The organism is Microbacterium sp. NPDC089695, assembly GCF_044749085.1.
In the GTDB taxonomy this organism is placed as follows: domain Bacteria; phylum Actinomycetota; class Actinomycetes; order Actinomycetales; family Microbacteriaceae; genus Microbacterium.
The window spans coordinates 111255-130761 of sequence record NZ_JBIVHG010000001.1 but is presented as its reverse complement, the minus strand read 5'-3'; the positions used below and the strand labels follow the sequence as shown (position 1 = coordinate 130761).

Below are 19507 nucleotides of genomic sequence, written 5' to 3'. Positions count from 1 at the left end.
TCGCGGCATCCGCACGTCTACCCTGAAGACATGAAGTATGCGGACTCGATCGTCGACCTCGTCGGTGACACGCCCCTCGTGAAGCTCCAGCGCGTCACCGAGGGGATCGCATGCACCGTGCTCGTCAAGCTCGAGTACCTGAACCCGGGCGGATCGGCGAAGGACCGCATCGCCTCGCGCATCATCGACGCCGCGGAGGCCTCCGGTGAGCTGAAGCCCGGCGGCACGATCGTCGAGCCGACGAGCGGCAACACCGGCGTCGGCCTCGCGCTCGTGGCGCAGCAGCGCGGCTACTCGTGCGTCTTCGTCGTGCCCGACAAGGTCGGCGAGGACAAGATCGACGTGCTGCGCGCCTACGGCGCCGAGGTCGTCGTGACCCCGACGTCGGTCGCGGCCGACAGCCCCGAGTCGTACTACAGCGTGAGCGACAAGCTCGCGAGGGAGATCCCCGGGGCGTTCAAGCCGAACCAGTACGAGAACCCGAACGGCCCCCGCAGCCACTACGAGACGACGGGTCCGGAGATCTGGCGCGACACCGACGGCCGGATCACGCACTTCGTCGCGGGCGTCGGCACCGGCGGCACGATCACGGGCACCGGGCGCTACCTGCGCGACGCATCGGACGGACGCGTGCGCATCGTCGGCGTCGATCCCGTGGGCAGCGTGTACAGCGGCGGCACGGGTCGCCCGTACCTCGTCGAGGGCGTCGGCGAGGACATCTGGCCCGGCGCCTACGACCCGAGCGTTCCGCACGAGATCGTCGCGGTCGATGACGCCGAGGCGTTCGCGATGACCCGGCGCCTCGCGCGCGAGGAGGGCATCCTCGTCGGCGGCTCCAGCGGCATGGCCGTCGTCGGCGCCCTGCGCGTCGCGCGCGACCTGCCCGCCGACGCCGTGATGGTCGTGCTGCTGCCGGACGGCGGACGCGGCTACCTCGCGAAGATCTTCAACGACGGATGGATGCGGTCGTACGGCTTCAGCGATGTCGCCGAGGGCGAGACGGTCGCCGACGTTCTCGCGGCCCGCGGAGCGCGCCACGGCGCCGGCATCCCCGACCTCGTGCACGCGCACCCGACCGACACCGTGCTCGAGGCGATCGGCCTGCTCACCGAGTACGACGTGTCGCAGCTCGTCGTGCTCAGCGCCGAACCGCCCGTCATGATGGGCGAGGTCGTCGGCACGGTCGACGAGAAGGGTCTGCTCGACCTGCTCTTCCGCGGCGAGGCGAAGCCGACGGACGCCCTCGGCGACCACGTGGGGGAGCGGCTGCCCCTGATCGGCGTCCAGGCTCCGCTGGCCCAGGCGCGCGCCGCCCTGGCCGATGCCGACGCGCTGCTCGTGACCGACGGCGGCAAACCGCACACGGTGCTCACGCGACAGGACCTGCTCGCCTATCTCTCGCGCTGACCCCGGGCGTAACGCGCCGACCGTCGGGGAGACGGCGGACGTAGGCTGAGGGCATGCCCGAGCACTCCTTCGCCACCCGAGCCATCCACGCGGGTCAGGAACCCGACCCGACGACCGGGGCGATCATCCCGCCGATCTACCAGGCGTCTACGCACGTGCAGGACGGCATCGGCGGCTTCCGCGACGGCTACGAGTACAACCGCGCAGGCAACCCGACGCGCTCGTCGCTCGAGGTGCAGCTCGCGGCGCTCGAGGGCGGCACCAGGGCGCTGTCGTTCGCCTCGGGCCTCGCGGCCGAGGACGCGCTGCTGCGCGGCATCCTCTCACCCGGCGACCACGTGCTGCTGGGCAACGACGTCTACGGCGGGACGTACCGGCTGTTCGCGCGGGTGCTCGCCAAGTGGGGCGTTCTCTCGACGGTCGTCGAGATGTCCGACACCGACGCGGTGCGCGCGGCCCTGCGGCCCGAGACGAAGATCGTCTGGATCGAGACGCCCAGCAACCCGCTGCTCAAGATCGTCGACATCGCGCTGATCGCCGAGATCGCGCATGCGGCCGGGGCCGTCGCCGTGGTCGACAACACGTTCGCCTCGCCCGCGCTGCAGCAGCCGCTGTCGCTGGGCGCCGACCTCGTGGTGCACTCGACGACCAAGTACCTCGGCGGGCACTCCGATGTGCTCGGCGGCGCCGTGGTGTTCGGCGATGACCGGTTCGTCGAAGACGTGAAGTTCCAGCAGTTCGCGGTGGGCGCCGTCTCGGCCCCTCTCGACGCCTGGCTCACGACTCGCGGCATCAAGACGCTCGCCGTGCGGGTGCGCCAGCACTCCGAGAACGCGCAGGCCGTGGCCGAGTGGGCAGCGGAACGCCCCGAGTTCGCGCAGGTGTACTACCCGGGGCTCGCCTCGCACGCGGGGCACGACATCGCCGCGCGGCAGATGAGCGGCTTCGGGGGGATGCTGTCGCTCGGCCTCGCGGCCGGGGGAGCGGCGGCCAAGGCGTTCGCCGAGTCGACCGAGCTCTTCGCGCTCGCGGAGTCGCTGGGCGGAGTGGAGTCGCTGATCGGGTATCCGCCCGACATGACGCACGCGTCGGTGCGCGGCACCGAACTCGCCGTGCCGGAGAACGTGGTGCGGCTCTCGGTCGGCATCGAGGACGCGGCCGACCTGATCGCCGATCTCGAGCAGGGGCTCTCCCGCATCGCGCGCTGACGGGCGCGTCCCGGAGGCGATAGCATGGATGCCTCCCTCGAATCGTTTCGAGAAGCATCCCTCCGACCCGGAAGAACCTGTGTCTGACGCGCCCCGCACCGACTCCGTCCCCACCGTTCCCGAGCGCACCGCGACCGGCAGCATCCGCGTGCCCTCCTCGACGGGCGCGATCCGCACCCTCGGTGCGAACCCCGCGACCGCGCCGATCATGCTGCACCCCGGCGATTCGATCTCGAACGGGCGCCGCGCGCTGTACATCGTGCTGCTCGGAGCGCTGACCGCGCTCGGACCGTTCACGATCGACCTGTACCTCCCCGCCTTCCCGGTGCTGGAGGAGGACTTCCAGACCACGGCTGCGGCCGTGCAGCTCACCCTCACCGGCACCATGATCGGCTTCGCTCTCGGACAGCTCATCGTCGGACCGCTCAGCGACAAGATCGGGCGGCGCGTGCCGCTCATCGCCGTCACCGCGCTGCACGTGCTCGCGAGTGCGGCCGCCGCGTTCGCCCCGACGCTGCCGCTGCTCGGCGGTGCGCGCGTGCTCATGGGCGTGGGGGCCGCGGCCGGCGGCGTCGTCGCGATGGCGATCGTGCGCGACCTGTTCGGCGGTCGTCGTCTCGTCGTCATGCTGTCGCGCCTGGCGCTCGTGTCGGGTGTCGCGCCGGTCGTGGCGCCGCTGATCGGCTCGTGGCTGCTCACCCTCATGCCGTGGCAGGGCATCTTCATCGTGCTCGCGCTGTACGGCGTGGTCATGCTCGTGTCGACGCTGATCTTCGTGCCCGAGACGCTGCCGGTCGCGCGGCGTCAGGAGCGCGGTGGCGCGACCGTGCTGCAGCGCTATCGCTCGGTGTTCTCCGACCGCGTCTTCATCGGCGTGCTCATCATCGGCGGCATGACGTTCTCCGGTCTGTTCTCGTACCTCTCGGCGTCGCCGTTCCTGTTCCAGCAGACGCACGGTCTCGACGCGCAGCAGTACGGTCTGCTGTTCGCCGTGAACTCGCTCGGCGTCGTGATCGGCGTGCAGACGGCATCCCGTCTCGCTGCGCGCTTCGGCCCGCAGTGGGTCATGGCGTACTCCACGGCCGTGCTGCTGATCGCCGGCACCGCGATCGTCGTGACCGACCAGCTCGGACTCGGACTGTGGGGTACGGTCATCCCGCTCTTCTTCTTCATGACCGCGTGCGGGTTCACGTTCCCGAACGTGCAGGTGCTCGCGCTCGATCGTCACGGCAAGGCGGCGGGCACTGCGGCCTCGGTGATCGGGGCGACGAACTTCGGTGTCGCGGGACTCATCTCCCCGGTCGTCGGGTGGATCTCGCAGGGTGCGGGCATCACCGCGACCACCATGGCCTCGGTCATGGTCGGCTGCGCCGTGATCGCCATCCTGTCGCTGTGGCTGATCGTGCGTCCGCGCACGGTCGGCATGCTCGCTCCCTGAACCCACAGGGTCCACCCGGCAGAATGGTGCGATGAGATCGCGGGCGATGCTGTGGTGGGGGATCGGGATGCTGGCCGCGGCCGCAGCCCTCGGGGCCGTGATCGTGTTCGGCTACACCGAGCCGCCCGGATTCGACCGCTGGTGGAACAGCGAGGTCGTCGAGAACCGTGCGGAGTGGATGCTCGACGGTGCCCTCGTGCTCGATCACATCGGCGGCGGGTGGGTCGCGATCCTCGGCGTCCCGCTGCTCGTGATCGTCGCCCTGCTGCTCGCGCGTCGCTGGCGGGGAGCGCTCTTCGCCGCGATGGCCTTCCTCGCGAGCGCGGGGACGGTGCAGCTGCTCAAGCACCTGTTCGGCCGCGCGCGCCCCGACGACATGATCGTCGCGAGCGACTTCGGATCGTTCCCCTCGGGGCACGCCGCGAACGCGGCGACGATCGCGCTTGTGCTGTACCTGCTGTTCCCGCGGGTCTGGGTCGCGGTCGCCGGGGCGGTCTGGGTCGTCGCGATGGCGCTCTCGCGCACCCTGCTCTCGGTGCACTGGGCGACCGACACGGTCGGCGGAGCGCTCGTCGGCGCGGGGGTCGTGCTGGTCATCGCGGGGTTCGTGCTGCCGTGGGCCCGCACGATGTCGGAGCGCATCCCTCGGCGGATCGCACCTGCCGCGCCGGTAGGCTGACGGCATCCCCACTCATCGAGGAGTCTCCGTGACGCGCATCCGCCCGTACCGTCCGTCCGACCGCGCCGCCCTATACGAGGTGTGCGTGCGCACCGCGGATGCCGGGTCAGACGCGACCGGCATCTTCTCGAACGACGAGCTGTGGGGCGACCTGTTCGCGGTGCCCTACGTCGAACGTCACCCCGACCTCGCCTGGGTCGTCGAGACCGACGACGAGCGCGTGATCGGCTACATCGTCGCGACCGACGACACCGAGGCGTTCTCGACCTGGTTCCGCGACGAGTGGTGGCCGGCGCTCGCCGCGACGTACCCGCGTGCTGCGGAGCCGTCGACCCGCGAGGAGAAGATGGTCGAGTACGGCTACGCGCAGGCGCCGGGGACGAACGCGAACGCGGCCGAGTACCCCGCCCACCTGCACATCGACCTGCTGCCCGAGACGCAGGGCCAGGGCCTCGGGCGCCGCCTCATCGAGACGCTGTTCGCCGAGCTCGAGCGCCGCGGCGTGAAGGGCCTGCACCTGGGCATGGACCCCGCCAATACGGGAGCGGCCGCGTTCTACGAGCGCCTCGGGATGACGCGACTGCCCGCCGAGCCCGGTGGGCAGAGCTACGGCGTGACCTTCTCCGGTCGTTGAGCGAGGAGCGCAGCGACGAGACGAAACGGGTCAGGTGTCGCGGGTCGGCTCGCCGCGTTTCGTCTCGCTCCGCTCGCTCAACGACCTTCGGGTGACTCTTCGCTTCGCGAGGGCCGTGTGACGTGTGGCGGTGACGGCGGGACTCCGCTCTTCGCTGCGCTCAGGGCTCCCCGAATCCCACAGCATCAGATAAAAAGCAGAAGGGCCCCCGCTGGCGCGGAGACCCTTCTGCTTTTTGGCGGTGACGGCGGGATTCGAACCCGCGGTTGCTTGCACAACACACGCTTTCCAAGCGTGCTCCTTCGGCCGCTCGGACACGTCACCAGGAAACAACCTGAACAGTCTATCCGATCGCATCCGATGCCCACGACCAGCCCACCGCCCGACCGACGGCCCGCGCACGCGACGTAAGATCTCCAGGTGGCAACCCCCAAGATCGTCCTCTTCTACGTCTTCACCCCGCTCGCCGATCCCGAGGCGATCCGGCTGTGGCAGCGCGACCTCGGCGAGGCGCTCGGACTCCGTGGGCGTCTGCTGATCTCGAAGGACGGCGTCAACGGCACGCTCGGCGGCGACCTGCCCGCGCTCAAGAAGTGGGCGCGCTCGTTCCGCTCCTACGCGCCGTTCCGCGACGTCGACCTCAAGTGGAGCGAGGGCACGGGCGTGGATGCCGATGGTCGCAGCCTCGACTTCCCCAAGCTCAGCGTGAAGGTGCGCGACGAGATCGTGTCGTTCGGCGCCCCCGACGAGCTGCGTGTCGACGCCGACGGCGTGGTCGGCGGCGGTACGCGCCTGAGCCCCGAGGCGCTGCACGAGCTGATCGACGCACGCGGCGACGACGTCGTGTTCTTCGACGGACGCAACGCGCTCGAGGCGCAGATCGGTCGCTTCCGCGGCGCGGTCGTGCCCGACGTCGACACCACGCGAGACTTCGTGCGGCTGCTCGACTCCGGCGCCTACGACGACCTCAAGGGCAAGCCGGTGGTGACGTACTGCACGGGCGGTATCCGCTGCGAGGTGCTGTCGAGCCTCATGACATCGCGCGGCTTCGGCGAGGTGTACCAGCTCGAGGGCGGCATCGTCCGCTACGGCGAGACCTACGGCGACGACGGGCTGTGGGAGGGGTCGCTGTACGTGTTCGACAAGCGCGGATCGGTCGACTTCACCGACCACGCGGCCGTGATCGGCGCCTGCGCCGGATGCGGCGTGGCGACGAACCGCACCGCGAACTGCCCCGATGCGTCGTGCCGTGAGCAGTTCGTGGTGTGCGCCGCCTGCGACGCCGTGCGCTGCGTCGCGCACGCGGCCTGACCCGCGCCCACGCACGACGGCACCGGCCGCGGAGTCGGGCTCAGGCGAGGACGGGCGCGTCCTGGTCGCGGCTCGCGAACAGCGACCGCGGGATGAACAGCGCCCGCAGCCGCGCGGGCCTGTCCACGCTCCGGCGCAACCGGGCCAGCACAGTCGCGAGCGCATCGTCGAGGTCGTCGGCGGGCGCGGCGGAGGGGCGGGCGTAGCTCGCGTGCTCGACGGCATCCGTGAGCATGCGCATCGCGTCGGCATCCACGCCGTGATCCCGCACGAGGTCGGCTCCGCGCATGCGCGGCGACTCGGCATCCGACAGGGAGAGGCCGAGGTCGAGCATGGTCGCGCGCAGTTCGGTCCATGCGGATGCCGCGTCGCCGCGCCGCGCGCGTCCTCGGCGTGACGCGCGCACGGCGAGACGGATCAGGCCCGGGAGCAGCACCACCACGAGCACGCCGAAGGTCACGAGCATCACCGGCGTCGGGTCGAGCGTGCGCAGCGTGCCCGTCGCCCCGGCGTTGTCGCCGGCATCCGGACGCTCGACCTCGGGCCCGGTCGTCTGCTCGGCGCTCGGGGCGGCGGACGGTTCGGTCGGCGTGCTGCCTCCCGTGCCACCCCCGGTCGTGGCGCCCGCGGCGAAGGCCGTGGGGACGCCGAGGGAGGCGGTCGGCTCGAACGGCACCCATCCGATGCCGGGGAACCGGACCTCGGGCCAGGAGTGCAGCTGGTCGCTCGACACCGAGTACACGGCCTCGTCGCCGCGCGTGCTCGTCGTGAGCGAACCGGGCAGGTACCCGACGACGATGCGCACGTCCATGTCGAGGCTCTGGGCCATGAGCGCGAAGGCGCCCGCGAAGTGGATGCAGTACCCCGATCGCACGTCGAGGAACCGCGCCACGGCCTCAGCTCCCGTGCCGTCGAAGTCCTCCTCGACGGGCGTCTCGAGCGAGTAGGTGAACTCGCTGCGGAACCACGACTGCAGCGCGATCAGGCGGTCGTAGTCGTTCGTCGCATCCGCCGTGACCTCATCGGCGCTCTCGGCGATGACCGCGGGGAGCTCGACGGGCTCGGCGTCGGGGTCGGGTTCGGCCGGGGCCGCGGGCGTCGCGCGGATCTGCTCGAGCGTGGGTTCGACGGAGAGCGAGCGCACGGTGTAGTCGTTGCCCGCGGCGTCGGCGCTGCGCGAGGTGAGCGTGCGGTTCTCAGGGCTGACCCGCCACGTCGCCGGGATGCCCTGCACGCTCGTCGCGGGGTAGGGCACGGGCAGCCACGAGCTCGACATGCGGATCACGCGGATCGACGTGCTCTGCTCCTCGACAGCGATCTCCGACCCCCACTCCTCGGCGCCGAAGCCTTCGCTCTGCGCCTGCAGGTCGCCGCGGTCGGGCCGCCACACGCGCCCGTCGAACTCCGAGAGCGTCGTCAGTCGCAGGTACGGGGCCGTGTCGGCCGTTGTCGCGAGTGTGAGGACCTCGACCGGGTTGGGCTGCCGCAGATCGTTCCCGAGGCGCAGCGACGCGTCGACCGTCACTCCCGCACCGGTTCCCGTGAGCGCTGCCGAGACGGGGAGCGCTGGGGCGATGATCACGGTCGACGCGAGAGCCGCCACGCCCACGCCCGCAGCCAGCGCGGCGGACGAGCGCCGCGGTGCCTCGGGATGCTGTGCGGCGGTCTGCCGCAGCAGGAGGAACAGCAGGATGCCGAGCATCACGAACCACACGACGTTCACGCCGCTGACGGTGACGATCATCGGCATCGCCCCCACGACGGCCGTGAGCAGGAAGGCGATGACCGCGCCCCGTTGCGCGATCAGCTGGTCGAGCAGGATCGCGACGATCGCGAACCCTCCCGCCAGGATGGCCTGCAGGCCGGGGGTGGATTCGAGAGGAGCAGATCCGAACGTGATCTGCTCGGCGGCGGACGCCGCCAGCGTCTGGAACGTGACGAGCGTCGTCTCCGTCGGGATCACGCCCAGCACGGCCGTGTCTCCGGCGACGAGACGCGTGACGGTGGCGACCGCGATCACGACCTGGGCGGTGAGTGTCACGAGGTCGCGCACCCACGGCGTCCGGCGGCGCAGCAGAGTACGCACGATGACGCCGGTGATCCCGGTCACCACGATGACCGCGACGACCGAGAACGACCATGCGCCGGGTTGGATGACCGCGGTGAACGGCCACATCGCGACCAGTCCCGCGGCGGCGGCGAGCACCCCCGGTGCGACGACTCCCGCGGGGAGGTCGTACTCCCGGTGCCACTGCGCCGTCTGCACGGGGGTGCGATCACGCCGGGACATCGCCGGGCTCCCGTCGTTCCGCCGGTGTGAGGCCGATGCGTTCGGGGAGCGCGTCGTCCCAGGCCTCGGTCACGTCGTCGCCGAGGGTCGCGACCCGCCAGCCGTGCAGGGTGGCGGCGGCTGCAGCGCCCGGCGCCGGTGCGGTCGTGAACAGCATCGGGGCGGCCGCGCCGGCAGGGCGCAGCAGCGCGGCATCCTCTTCGTCGAGGGCGCCCGTGATGTAGACGAGCGGCCCCGGCGGGGTGCCGCCCACGAGTGCGGCGACATCGCGCGCCTCTCCGCGCGGGGTCACCAGTGCCAGGGCGACGAGGAGGCCGTCGCGGTCGTCCTCGTGTCCGCGCAGCGTGCCCAGCAGCGCGCCCGCGCTGTCGACCACGTCGACGCCGTACCCCTCCTGCGCGAGATGCACGGCGGCCGAGGCGCACAGCGACACGGCCGCCTCGAACGCCGGATCCGCCTCGTCCCCCCGCGCCGTCCAGCGTGCAGCGCTGCGGTCGAGCACGACCAGGGCGTCCGGGCTCGACTCCTCTTCCTCCTGGCGCACCATGAGCTGTCCGCGATGCGCGGTCGCCCGCCAGTGGATGCGCCGCATCGAGTCGCCGGGGATGTACACGCGCGGCGACAGGTTGTCGCTGCCCTGGCCGAGTCGGCTCGACGAGGTCTGCGCCGTGCCGCCGGCCGCTCCGACCCGTGCGGTGAGCGGTGACAGCGTGAAGACCTCCGGCACCACCGTGACGGTCCTGGTCTCCCCGAACGCCTGCTCGCGCTGCGCGAGCCCGAACGGATCGACCGTGCGCAGCAGCAGCGGCCCGATCGGCCAGACACCGCGCCGCACCCCGGTGATGAGGTAGCCGAGCTGACCGGTGGGCGGCGGGTACTCGCCCGCGGCATCGCCCGACACGGCCTCCGGCAGGACGTCGCGCCACAGTCCGCGGGGGATGCGCAGGGCGCGCAGCGAGAAGCGGATCGACACGCGCGATGTCTCCGACACCGTGAGCAGATCGGTCGACACCTGCCGCGTCACCGCCCCCGAGCGCCGAGGGGCGCGCACCACGATCACGGCGAGCACGGTCAGGGCGATCAGCAGGAACCCGATGTACAGCAGCACCGGCGCGCCCAGCAGGTTCGCCGCCACGATGCATCCGGCGCCCGCGACGAGCGCACCCGCTCCCCGCAGGGTGAGGGTGCGGCGGCGGGGCATGGTCGTGCGTCCGATCAGGACCGAGCGGCGACGGGCACGCGCACCCGCTCGACGATCTGCCGCAGTGCGGCCTCGACGGGCTGCGCACCCGCGCGGTGCGCGCCGCGTGCCGGCAGCAGACGATGGGCGAGCACGGGGGCGAGGAGCGCCGACACGTCGTCGGGGATCACGAAGTCCCGTCCGTCGAGCGCCGCCCACACCTTCGCGGCGCGGATGAGCTGGAGCGTGGCGCGTGGGCTCGCCCCGAGGTGCAGACTCGGATCGGAGCGGGTGGCCTGCGCGAGCGCGACCGTGTACTCCTCGATCGCCGGGGCGACGTGCACCGACCGGGCCCAGGCGATGAGCGCCGTGATGGATGCGGCATCTGCGACCGCGGTGACCGACGACAGCGGGTTGACGGTGTCGCGCTGGCGCAGCATCTCGGCCTCCGCCGCAGCATCCGGGTATCCCATCGAGATGCGCATCATGAAGCGGTCGCGCTGCGCCTCGGGCAGCGCGTACGTGCCCTCCATCTCGAGCGGGTTCTGCGTGGCGACCACGAGGAACGGGTCGGGCAGCGGGTGCGTCGAGCCGTCGACCGTGACCTGCCCCTCCTCCATGGCCTCGAGCAGCGCGGACTGCGTCTTCGGCGACGAGCGGTTGATCTCGTCGGCGATCACGATGTGCGCGAACACCGCACCGCGCTTGAACTCGAACTCGCGGTCGACGGGGTTGTAGACGCTGACGCCGGTGACGTCGCCGGGCAGGAGGTCGGGGGTGAACTGGATGCGGCGCACCGTGGCGTCGACGCTCGAGGCCAGAGCGCGAGCGAGCATGGTCTTGCCGACGCCGGGAACGTCTTCGATCAGGAGGTGCCCCTCGGCGAGCAGGCAGACGAGGGCGCTGCGCACCGCCTCGGGCTTGCCGTCGATCACGCGCGAGACCGAGTCGATGATGGCCGAGGTCTGCGCGGCGAATTGCGCGGCGTCGGTCACCGGCGGCCTCGGGGGCGGGTTCTCATGCATGGGTTCCCTCTCACGTGGGCGCAGCGATGCGCGCGTGAACCGATCGTAACCCGAGCGGCGGGGGTAGTGCCCCGGATCGGCTAGACTGGTCCACGGCTCTCCGCGTGGCGGCATCCAGGCCAATTCCCCCAGGGCGGAAACGCAGCAAGGGTAACCGGGCTCTGCTGGGTGCGCGGAGGGTCACTTTCTTTTTCAGGGTCTTCCGGGGCACGCCTGACAGGATCGAGACGTGACGAGCCCCGATGCGATCCGCGCTGCAGGCGCCCCGCGCCCGAGCGCGATGGGACGCTTCGCCTCGCCGCTCCTGCTGCTCGCCGTGATGTGGGTCGTCCAGCTCGCCGACGCGATCCTCCCCGGGTCGTTCACCGGCTTCGGTCTGCGCTCGTGGGATCTCGACGGGCTGATGGGCATCGTGGTCGGTCCGCTGCTGCACGCCAACTGGCAGCACCTGATCGCGAACACGGTGCCGCTGCTCGTGCTCGGCTGCCTCGTCGCGGTCGAGGGCGCCCGCCGCTTCTGGATCGTCACGGCGCTCGCCGCGGTCGTCGGCGGCCTCGGAACGTGGTTGCTGAACGCGCCGGGCACGCTCACGGTCGGCGCATCCGGCCTCGTCTTCGGGTACTTCGGCTACACCGTGCTGCGCGTGTTCGCCCCGGGGCGCGTGTCGCACCGCATCCTGTACGCGGTGATCGCCCTCGTCGTCATCGCCCTGTACGGCGGGTCGATGCTCGCCGGCGTCGTGGGGGTGCGCGAAGGCATCTCGTGGCAGGCGCACCTGTTCGGCGCGGTCGGCGGAGGGCTCGCGGTCTTCGTCGGACGCGGACGGCCGCGCGCGACATGACCCGGTCGACCGGACGGCGCGGGGCAGGCCGCCCGACGACGCGACGGCGCACAGCCACACGCGCGCGTCGACGCCGGCCGTCGGCGCGCGCGCGGGCACGACGGCGGATGCAGCGCAGGCGCGTCCTGGTGCGCATCGCGCTCTCGGCGGCCGCGGTGGCGGTGGTCGCCGTCGCCGGCATCCTGATCCCGCTGAGCCTCGCGCACGAGCGGACGGCGGCGATCTGTCTGAGCGATCCGACGAGCTTCCCCGAGGCGGGCATCGCCGGTTGGGAGGGGGAGCAGCTCGACAACGCCGCGACGATCATGCTCACGGCGTCGTCGCTCGGCTTCGGTCGTGACGGGCAGATCCTCGGGGTCATGACGGCGATGGGCGAGAGCAGTCTGCGCAACATCGACTACGGCGACTGGGAGACCAGCGGCTTCACGAACCCCGACGGCAGCCGGACCACGAGCGTCGGCCTGTTCCAGCAGCAGGAGTGGTGGGGGAGCGTGGAGCAGCGGATGGACCCGGCGACCGCCGCGACGCTGTTCTACCAGCGACTCGCCCGCGTTCCCGACTGGCAGAATCTCGACCGGTCGCTCGCGATCCACCGCGTGCAGATCAACCTCGACCCGGCCTACTACACGCGGTACACCGAGGATGCGGTGGCGGTCGTCGACGCGATGTCGGAGCCCTGCTGACGTCGCCCGGCGTCGAGCGATTCTCACGGTCGATGCCAGGGACGGCCCGGTGAGGGTCGCCTAAGCTGGAGGCGTGGCGCAGAGCATCTACATCACCTCGGCCGAAGGCCATACCGGGAAGTCCACGATCGCCCTCGGCGTGCTCGATGCGCTCATGCGGGTCACTCCGCGCGTCGGCGTCTTCCGGCCGATCGCCCGATCCGTGACCGCGCGCGACGAGGTTCTCGAGCTCCTGCTCGCCCACGACGGCGTGCATCTCGACTACGACGACTGCATCGGTGTCACCTACGACGACGTGCGCGACGACCCCGAGCGCGCCCTGTCGACCATCGTCGCCCGGTTCAAGGCCGTCGAGGCGCAGTGCGACGCGGTCGTGATCATCGGCAGCGACTACACCGACGTCGCGAGCCCCGCCGAGCTCGGGTACAACGCGCGGATCGCCGCGAACCTCGCAGCCCCCGTGCTCCTCGTGCTCAGCGGTCGGGATCAGCAGCGGCAGGCCGAGCAGCTCGGCACGACCACGGCCCGCACCCCCGCGGCGGTCGGCCAGATCGCGGCGCTCGCGCTGTCGGAGCTCGAGGTCGAGCGCGCCGAACTGCTCGCGGTCGTCGTGAACCGCGCCGATCCCGACCTCCTCGCCGAGATCGAGTCGGCGGTCGCGGCGGTGCGACCCGCCCGTGGCACCCCCGTGTGGGCGATGCCCGAGGACCGCACGCTCGTCGCCCCGTCGATCCGCGGCATCCTCGCGGCCGTCGACGGCCGTCTGATCAAGGGCGACCCCGACCGGCTCGCGCGCGAAGCGCTCACGATCGTGGTGGCGGGGATGTCGATGGTCAACGTGCTGCCCCGGCTCACCGAGGAGGCGGTCGTGGTGATCCCGGCCGACCGCACCGAGGTGCTGCTGGCCACGCTGCTCGCCGACGCCTCCGGCACCTTCCCCCGCATCGCGGGCATCATCCTCAACGGGCCCTTCCCGCTGCCCGAGCCGATCGTGCAGCTCCTCGACGGCTTCGCCTCGACCGTGCCGATCATCGCGACCGATCTCGGCACCTACGACACCGCGGTGCGGGTCATGGGGGCGCGCGGTCGCATCTCGCCCGAGTCCCGCGCGCGATACGACCGGGCGCTCGGCCTCTTCCAGACGCACGTCGACATCACCGAGCTCACGACGCAGCTGGGGCTCGCCGAGTCCACCGTGGTCACGCCCCTCATGTTCGAGTACGGCCTGATCGAGCGGGCGCGGGCCGACCGCCGACGCATCGTGCTGCCCGAGGGCGACGACGACCGCATCCTCCGCGCCGCCGCCACCCTGCTCGCGAGGGAGGTGGCCGATCTCACGATCCTCGGCGACGAGTCGGCCGTGCGCGCCCGCGCGGTCGAACTGGGCGTCGACATCGCGGGAGCCGACGTCGTGAGCCCGACCGATCCCGCACTCGTCGAGCGCTTCGCCGCGGAGTACGCCCGGCTCCGCGCGCACAAGGGCATCACGCTCGCGCAGGCCGCCGACACCGTCACCGACGTGTCGTACTTCGGCACCATGATGGTGCACCTGGGGCTCGCCGACGGCATGGTGTCGGGTGCCGCGCACACCACGGCGCACACGATCCGTCCGTCGTTCGAGATCATCAAGACGAAACCCGGCGTGAAGGTCGTCTCGAGCGTCTTCCTCATGGCGCTCGCCGACCGCGTTCTCGTGTACGGCGACTGCGCCGTGATCCCCGACCCCACGGCCGAGCAGCTGGCCGACATCGCGGTGTCGTCCGCCGCGACCGCGACGCAGTTCGGGATCGATCCGCGCATCGCGATGCTGTCGTACTCGACGGGGGAGTCGGGCTCGGGCGCCGACGTCGACAAGGTGCGCGAGGCCACCGCGCTCGTGCACGAACGGGCCCCGGAGCTCCTGGTCGAGGGGCCGATCCAGTACGACGCCGCGGCCGATGCGGCCGTCGCGAAGGCGAAGCTCCCCGACTCCGCGGTCGCCGGACGCGCCACGGTGTTCGTGTTCCCCGACCTCAACACGGGCAACAACACCTACAAGGCCGTGCAGCGCTCGGCCGGCGCCGTCGCGATCGGTCCGGTGCTGCAGGGCCTCAACAAGCCCATCAACGACCTGTCGCGGGGTGCGCTGGTCGACGACATCGTCAACACGGTCGCGATCACCGCGATCCAGGCCCAGGGAGCCGACGCGTGACGACCATCCTCGTGATCAACAGCGGCTCGTCGTCGCTCAAGTACTCCCTGATCGACATCGACGACGAACGCGAGCTCGCGAGCGGGCTCGTCGAGCGGATCGGGCAGGACGTCAGCGCGATCACGCACACCGTGCGACCGGATGCCGGGGGCGAGGCCGTCGTCGCGATGCTCGACGCCTCGTACGAGAGCGAGCGCGCCGTCGCCGATCACGACGCGGCCTTCGTGGTCATGCTGGAGCAGTTCGCGGAGCACGGGCCCGCGCTCGCAGAGCATCCGCCGGCCGCCGTGGGGCACCGCGTGGTGCACGGCGGGGCGCGGTTCTACGCGCCGACCCTGGTGACACCCGGCGTCGAGGAGCAGATCGAGGAGCTCGCGGTGCTCGCGCCCCTGCACAACCCCGCGAACCTCGCCGGGATCCGCGCCGCCCGTGCCGTGTTCTCCGACGTGCCGCACGTCGCGGTGTTCGACACGGCCTTCCACCAGACGCTCCCGCCCGCCGCGTACACGTATGCGATCGATGCCGAGCTCGCCGCCGCGCACCGGGTGCGCCGCTACGGGTTCCACGGCACCAGCCACCAGTTCGTCAGCGAGGCCGCGGCGGCGTTCCTCGGGCGCGATCTCGGCACGCTCCGTCAGCTGGTGTTCCACCTCGGCAACGGGGCCTCGGTCACGGCGATCGAGGGCGGGCGCTCCGTCGAGACCTCGATGGGGCTCACCCCGCTCGAAGGACTCGTGATGGGCACGCGATCGGGCGACCTCGACCCGGCCGCGCTCGTGCACCTGTCGCGCCGAGCGGGATACTCGATCGACGACCTCGACGCCCTGCTCAACACGCGCAGCGGCCTGCAGGGACTCGCCGGGCGCAGCGACATGCGCGACATCCTCGCCGGGCGGGATGCGGGAGACCCGGCGTCCACGCTCGCGTTCGACGTGTACATCCACCGGCTGCGCGCCTACGCCGGCGCCTACATCGCCCAGCTCGGCGGCGTCGACGTCATCTCGTTCACCGCCGGCGTCGGCGAGAACGCCGCGGTCGTCCGCGCCGAAGCCCTCGCGACGCTCGGTTTCGCGGGCATCGAGGTCGACCACGGCCGCAACGTCGAGCGCCGTCGCGGCATCCGTCGGATCTCCACCGACGCCTCCGCGGTCGCAGTGCTCGTCGTCCCGACCGACGAGGAGCTCGAGATCGCCCGGCAGACCTCCCGGATGCTCTGACGCGCCGACCCGCGTCGGGGGTTACCGACGTCCGCCGCACCCCACTACGCTGGCACAGTGGCACGGAGATGGTGCCGGAATCCCTCGTCCTTCTCCTGGAGGCTCCTGTGCCCGAAGCCCTGCCCGATCTGTTCGGCGCAGACGGCGTGCTGTTCGATCTCGACGGCGTGCTCACCCCGACCGCCGAGGTGCACATGCGCGCCTGGCAGCACGTGTTCGACGAGGTCTTCGCGCAGTGGAGCATCGAACCCCCGTACACGGACGCCGACTACTTCGACTACGTCGACGGCAAGAAGCGCTACGACGGTGTCGCGAGCCTGATGCAGAGCCGCAACGTCGAGGTGCCGTGGGGAGCGGTCGACGACCCGCCCGAGGCCGAGACGATCTGCGGCATCGGCAACCGCAAGAACGCGGCCTTCGCGGCGTCGCTGCGCGCCGAGGGCATCGCGCCCTTCCCCGGTTCTCTCGCGCTCGTCGAGGCGCTGACCGCCGCCGGCATCCCCCTCGGCGTCGTGTCGAGCTCGAAGAACGCCGAGGAGGTGCTGGCCGCCGCCGGCATCCGCGGGTTCTTCCGCGTGGTCGTCGACGGGGTGGTCGCGGAGCGCGACGGTCTCGCCTCCAAGCCCGCGCTCGACATGTTCCGCGCCGGCGCCGTGGCACTCGGCGTCGACCCCGCCCGCAGCGTCGCGGTCGAGGACGCCACCTCCGGGGCGGCGTCGGCCGCGGCAGCCGGATACGCGACGGTCGTCGGCGTCGATCGCGGTGCGGGCGCCGAGGCCCTGCGCGCCGCCGGGGCGACCGTCGTCGTGACCGACCTCGACGCGTTCCTCCCGGCATCCGATCCCACCTCGACCACCTCGTCCGCACCTTCCGACCCCGAGGAGACCGCATGATCGACCGCGACCGCTTCCCCGTCGACCCCTGGCGTCTGATCGAGACGCGCTACTCCGAGGACGGAGTGGGGGAGACCCTGTTCGGCGTCGGCAACGGCTACCTGGGACTGCGCGGCAACCACATCGAGGGTCGTGGCGCGCATGAGCACGGCACCTTCGTGAACGGCCTGCACGAGACCTGGCCGATCCGGCACGCGGAGCAGGCGTACGGCTTCGCCGAGGTGGGGCAGACCATCGTCAACGCGCCCGACGCCAAGGTCATGCGCGTGTACGTCGACGACGAGCCGATCTCGTTCGACGTCGCCGACGTGCGCGAGTACCGTCGCACGCTCGACATGAAGACCGGCGTGCTCGAGCGCATCGTCGTCTGGGAGACGCCGTCGGGCAAGCGCGTGCGCATGCGCGACGAGCGCATCGTGAGCTTCGAGGAGCGGCACCTCGCCATCCTGCGGCTCGAGGTCGTCGTCGAGAACTCCGACGCCCCGGTCACGATCAGCTGCCAGCTGCTCAACCGCCAGGACGGCGCCGGCGTGTACGCCGGCACCCCCGTCGAGGCGAAGAAGGGCTTCGATCCGCGCAAGGCCGAGAAGATCGCCGAGCGCGTGCTGCAGCCGGCCGAGCACTGGCAGGACGGCCTGCGCTCCGCGCTGTCGTACTCGGTCGCGGCGTCCGGCATGACTGTCGCCGTCGTCGCCGACCACATCATCGAGACCGAGAACGAGTACACCTCGCGGACCCTGATCGAGGAGGACATCGCCAAGAACGTCTTCCGCGTGCAGGCGAAGGCGGGGGTGCCGATCTCGATCACGAAGCTCGTGAGCTATCACACCTCGCGGGGCGTGCCGCCGCGCGAGCTCGTCGACCGCTGCCGCCGGTCTCTCGACCGGGCGATGGCCGAGGGCGTCGACGAGCAGTTCCGCCGCCAGGCCGAATGGCTCGCCGCGTTCTGGGAGCGCAGCGACGTGCGCATCGGAGGGCAGGATGCCGTGCAGCAGGCGACCCGCTGGTGCCTGCTGCAGCTCGCTCAGGCGTCGGCGCGGGCCGACGGCACCGGAGTGCCGGCGAAGGGCGTCTCGGGATCGGGCTACAGCGGTCACTACTTCTGGGACACCGAGATCTACGTGCTCCCCTTCCTCACGTACACCTCGCCGCAGTGGGCCCGCAACGCGCTGCGCGCCCGCGTGCACATGCTCCCGGCCGCCCGGCGCCGCGCCGCCCAGCTCAACGAGGCCGGAGCGCTGTTCCCCTGGCGCACGATCAACGGCGAGGAGGCCTCGGCGTACTACGCGGCAGGCACCGCGCAGTACCACATCAACGCCGACGTGAGCTTCGCACTGGGCAAGTACGTGCGGGCGACCGGTGACGAGGACTTCCTGCGCCGCGAGGGCATCGACGTCGCGATCGAGACCGCACGACTGTGGGCCACGCTCGGCTTCTGGCGCTCCTCGCACGCCGTGCCCGGAGTCGGCGACCCGACCGAGACGTTCCACATCCACGGCGTCACCGGGCCGGACGAGTACACGACGGTCGTGAACGACAACCTGTACACGAACGTCATGGCGCGCTACAACCTCCGCTACGCCGCCAAGGTCGTGCGCGAGGCCGAAGAGGCGAACGGCGAGGAGTTCGCGCTCGTCCGCGAGCGCACCGGCCTGCAGCCGGGCGAGGCCGAGGGATGGGAGCGGGCGGCCGACGCCATGTTCATCCCGTACAGCGAGGCGCTCGGCATCCACCCGCAGGACTCGCTGTTCCTCGAGCGCGAGGTGTGGGACCTGGCGCACACGCCCGACGAGCAGCGTCCGCTGCTGCTGCACTTCCACCCGCTGGTGATCTACCGGTTCCAGGTGCTCAAGCAGGCCGACGTCGTGCTGGCGCTCTTCCTGCAGGGCAACCACTTCACTCCCGAGGAGAAGAAGGCCGACTTCGACTACTACGACCCGCTGACGACGGGCGACTCGACGCTGTCGGCCGTCGTGCAGTCGATCCTGGCCGCCGAGGTGGGATACCAGGATCTCGCGCTCGAGTACTTCGAGCAGTCGCTGTTCGTCGACCTGCACGACCTGCACCACAACGCCTCCGACGGGGTGCACGTCGCCTCGGCCGGCGGCGTGTGGACCGCGCTCGTATGCGGCTTCGGCGGCATGCGCGACTGGGCGGGGGAGCTGAGCTTCGACCCGCGGCTCCCCGCCGGCTGGCCGTCGCTGTCGTTCCCGCTGCAGTGGCAGGGCTCGGCTCTGGAGGTCACCGTCACCGAGCACGAGCTGCGTGTGCACGTGCGTTCGGGCGAACCGGTGCGGTTCACGGTTCGCGACGTGGAGTACGTCGCGACGACGGATGCCGACGTCGTGGCACCTCTCGCCGACCAGGGGCCGTTGATCGCGGGGCGTCCGACCCTGCGCCAGTTCGCGGATGCGCGTCGTGAGGACGGCACGCGTCTGTCGGCGTCGGTCCCGGTGATCACGACCGCGATCCCGGTGATCGAGTCGCAGGACTGACTCGGCGCCGCGCCG

15 protein-coding genes, 1 tRNA gene and 1 other RNA gene are annotated in these 19507 nt (G+C 71.4%); 13 read left to right on the top strand and 4 right to left on the bottom strand.

Annotation, left to right across the window (positions count from 1 at the left end):
* Window positions 1-30 precede the first annotated feature (30 nt).
* From ACIPYT_RS00680 to ACIPYT_RS00660, 5 genes are all read left to right on the top strand, one after another.
* Window positions 31-1407 carry a cystathionine beta-synthase gene (locus ACIPYT_RS00680; protein WP_401069422.1) on the top strand — a complete coding sequence of 459 codons (1377 nt, stop codon included), beginning with the start codon at window positions 31-33 and terminating at the stop codon, window positions 1405-1407.
* 53 nt (window positions 1408-1460) lie between these two features.
* The gene (locus tag ACIPYT_RS00675; protein ID WP_401069419.1) at window positions 1461-2615 is read left to right on the top strand and encodes a cystathionine gamma-synthase; all 1155 of its coding nucleotides are present in this window, start codon (window positions 1461-1463) and stop codon (window positions 2613-2615) included.
* A 79-nt stretch (window positions 2616-2694) separates the two neighbouring features.
* Window positions 2695-4053 (top strand): multidrug effflux MFS transporter, encoded by a 1359-nt coding sequence (locus tag ACIPYT_RS00670; RefSeq protein WP_401069416.1) that lies wholly within the window; start codon window positions 2695-2697, stop codon window positions 4051-4053.
* Between the two features lie 31 nt (window positions 4054-4084).
* On the top strand, window positions 4085-4732 hold the full coding sequence (locus tag ACIPYT_RS00665; RefSeq protein WP_401069414.1) for a phosphatase PAP2 family protein: 648 nt from the start codon (window positions 4085-4087) through the stop codon (window positions 4730-4732).
* A 28-nt stretch (window positions 4733-4760) separates the two neighbouring features.
* The gene (locus ACIPYT_RS00660; protein WP_401069411.1) at window positions 4761-5366 is read left to right on the top strand and encodes a GNAT family N-acetyltransferase; all 606 of its coding nucleotides are present in this window, start codon (window positions 4761-4763) and stop codon (window positions 5364-5366) included.
* A 236-nt stretch (window positions 5367-5602) separates the two neighbouring features.
* Here ACIPYT_RS00660 and ACIPYT_RS00655 read toward each other — a convergent pair.
* Window positions 5603-5690 (bottom strand) — tRNA-Ser (locus tag ACIPYT_RS00655).
* Window positions 5691-5786: 96 nt separating this feature from the next.
* Between ACIPYT_RS00655 and ACIPYT_RS00650 the strand changes: the two genes are divergently transcribed.
* Window positions 5787-6677: a rhodanese-related sulfurtransferase gene (locus ACIPYT_RS00650; protein ID WP_401069408.1), complete on the top strand. Its 891-nt coding sequence runs from the start codon at window positions 5787-5789 to the stop codon at window positions 6675-6677.
* A 40-nt stretch (window positions 6678-6717) separates the two neighbouring features.
* Here ACIPYT_RS00650 and ACIPYT_RS00645 read toward each other — a convergent pair whose 3' ends face one another.
* From ACIPYT_RS00645 to ACIPYT_RS00635, 3 genes are read right to left on the bottom strand one after another with little or no spacing between them, the layout of a single operon-like run.
* The gene (locus ACIPYT_RS00645; protein WP_401069405.1) at window positions 6718-8967 is read right to left on the bottom strand and encodes a transglutaminaseTgpA domain-containing protein; all 2250 of its coding nucleotides are present in this window, start codon (window positions 8965-8967) and stop codon (window positions 6718-6720) included.
* Complete coding sequence (locus ACIPYT_RS00640; protein ID WP_401069402.1) at window positions 8954-10168, bottom strand: DUF58 domain-containing protein; 1215 nt, start codon at window positions 10166-10168, stop codon at window positions 8954-8956. The genes ACIPYT_RS00645 and ACIPYT_RS00640 overlap by 14 nt, the downstream gene beginning before the upstream one ends.
* Window positions 10169-10182: 14 nt before the next feature.
* A complete protein-coding gene (locus ACIPYT_RS00635; protein ID WP_401069399.1) occupies window positions 10183-11172 on the bottom strand; it encodes an AAA family ATPase in 990 nt (329 codons plus the stop codon).
* Between the two features lie 91 nt (window positions 11173-11263).
* On the opposite strand from ACIPYT_RS00635, the gene ffs reads away from it, so the two are divergent.
* The 7 genes from ffs to ACIPYT_RS00600 all read left to right on the top strand — a co-directional run bounded on the left by ffs (window position 11264) and on the right by ACIPYT_RS00600 (window position 19492).
* Window positions 11264-11360: signal recognition particle sRNA small type (ffs, locus tag ACIPYT_RS00630), an RNA gene on the top strand.
* A 41-nt stretch (window positions 11361-11401) separates the two neighbouring features.
* Window positions 11402-12013, top strand: a complete 612-nt coding sequence (locus ACIPYT_RS00625; RefSeq protein WP_401069396.1) for a rhomboid family intramembrane serine protease — start codon at window positions 11402-11404, stop codon at window positions 12011-12013.
* A gap of 107 nt (window positions 12014-12120) precedes the next feature.
* The gene (locus tag ACIPYT_RS00620; protein ID WP_401069393.1) at window positions 12121-12696 is read left to right on the top strand and encodes a hypothetical protein; all 576 of its coding nucleotides are present in this window, start codon (window positions 12121-12123) and stop codon (window positions 12694-12696) included.
* A gap of 73 nt (window positions 12697-12769) precedes the next feature.
* Complete coding sequence (gene pta, locus ACIPYT_RS00615; RefSeq protein WP_401069390.1) at window positions 12770-14887, top strand: phosphate acetyltransferase; 2118 nt, start codon at window positions 12770-12772, stop codon at window positions 14885-14887.
* On the top strand, window positions 14884-16104 hold the full coding sequence (locus tag ACIPYT_RS00610; RefSeq protein ID WP_401069387.1) for an acetate/propionate family kinase: 1221 nt from the start codon (window positions 14884-14886) through the stop codon (window positions 16102-16104). The genes pta and ACIPYT_RS00610 overlap by 4 nt, the downstream gene beginning before the upstream one ends.
* Before the next feature lie 68 nt (window positions 16105-16172).
* Window positions 16173-16997 (top strand): HAD-IA family hydrolase, encoded by an 825-nt coding sequence (locus ACIPYT_RS00605; protein ID WP_401069384.1) that lies wholly within the window; start codon window positions 16173-16175, stop codon window positions 16995-16997.
* Window positions 16994-19492 (top strand): glycoside hydrolase family 65 protein, encoded by a 2499-nt coding sequence (locus ACIPYT_RS00600; protein WP_401069381.1) that lies wholly within the window; start codon window positions 16994-16996, stop codon window positions 19490-19492. The genes ACIPYT_RS00605 and ACIPYT_RS00600 overlap by 4 nt, the downstream gene beginning before the upstream one ends.
* The last annotated feature ends 15 nt before the right edge of the window (window positions 19493-19507 follow it).

Bases quoted from the DNA above. Each gene is read 5' to 3' on its own strand.
- ACIPYT_RS00680 (WP_401069422.1), top strand. From the start codon at position 31: ATGAAGTATGCGGACTCGATCGTCGACCTCGTCGGTGACACGCCCCTC.
- ACIPYT_RS00675 (WP_401069419.1), top strand. From the start codon at position 1,461: ATGCCCGAGCACTCCTTCGCCACCCGAGCCATCCACGCGGGTCAGGAA.
- ACIPYT_RS00665 (WP_401069414.1), top strand. From the start codon at position 4,085: ATGAGATCGCGGGCGATGCTGTGGTGGGGGATCGGGATGCTGGCCGCG.
- ACIPYT_RS00645 (WP_401069405.1), bottom strand. From the start codon at position 8,967: ATGTCCCGGCGTGATCGCACCCCCGTGCAGACGGCGCAGTGGCACCGG.
- ACIPYT_RS00640 (WP_401069402.1), bottom strand. From the start codon at position 10,168: ATGCCCCGCCGCCGCACCCTCACCCTGCGGGGAGCGGGTGCGCTCGTC.
- ACIPYT_RS00635 (WP_401069399.1), bottom strand. From the start codon at position 11,172: ATGCATGAGAACCCGCCCCCGAGGCCGCCGGTGACCGACGCCGCGCAA.
- ACIPYT_RS00620 (WP_401069393.1), top strand. From the start codon at position 12,121: ATGCAGCGCAGGCGCGTCCTGGTGCGCATCGCGCTCTCGGCGGCCGCG.
- ACIPYT_RS00605 (WP_401069384.1), top strand. From the start codon at position 16,173: ATGGTGCCGGAATCCCTCGTCCTTCTCCTGGAGGCTCCTGTGCCCGAA.
- ACIPYT_RS00600 (WP_401069381.1), top strand. From the start codon at position 16,994: ATGATCGACCGCGACCGCTTCCCCGTCGACCCCTGGCGTCTGATCGAG.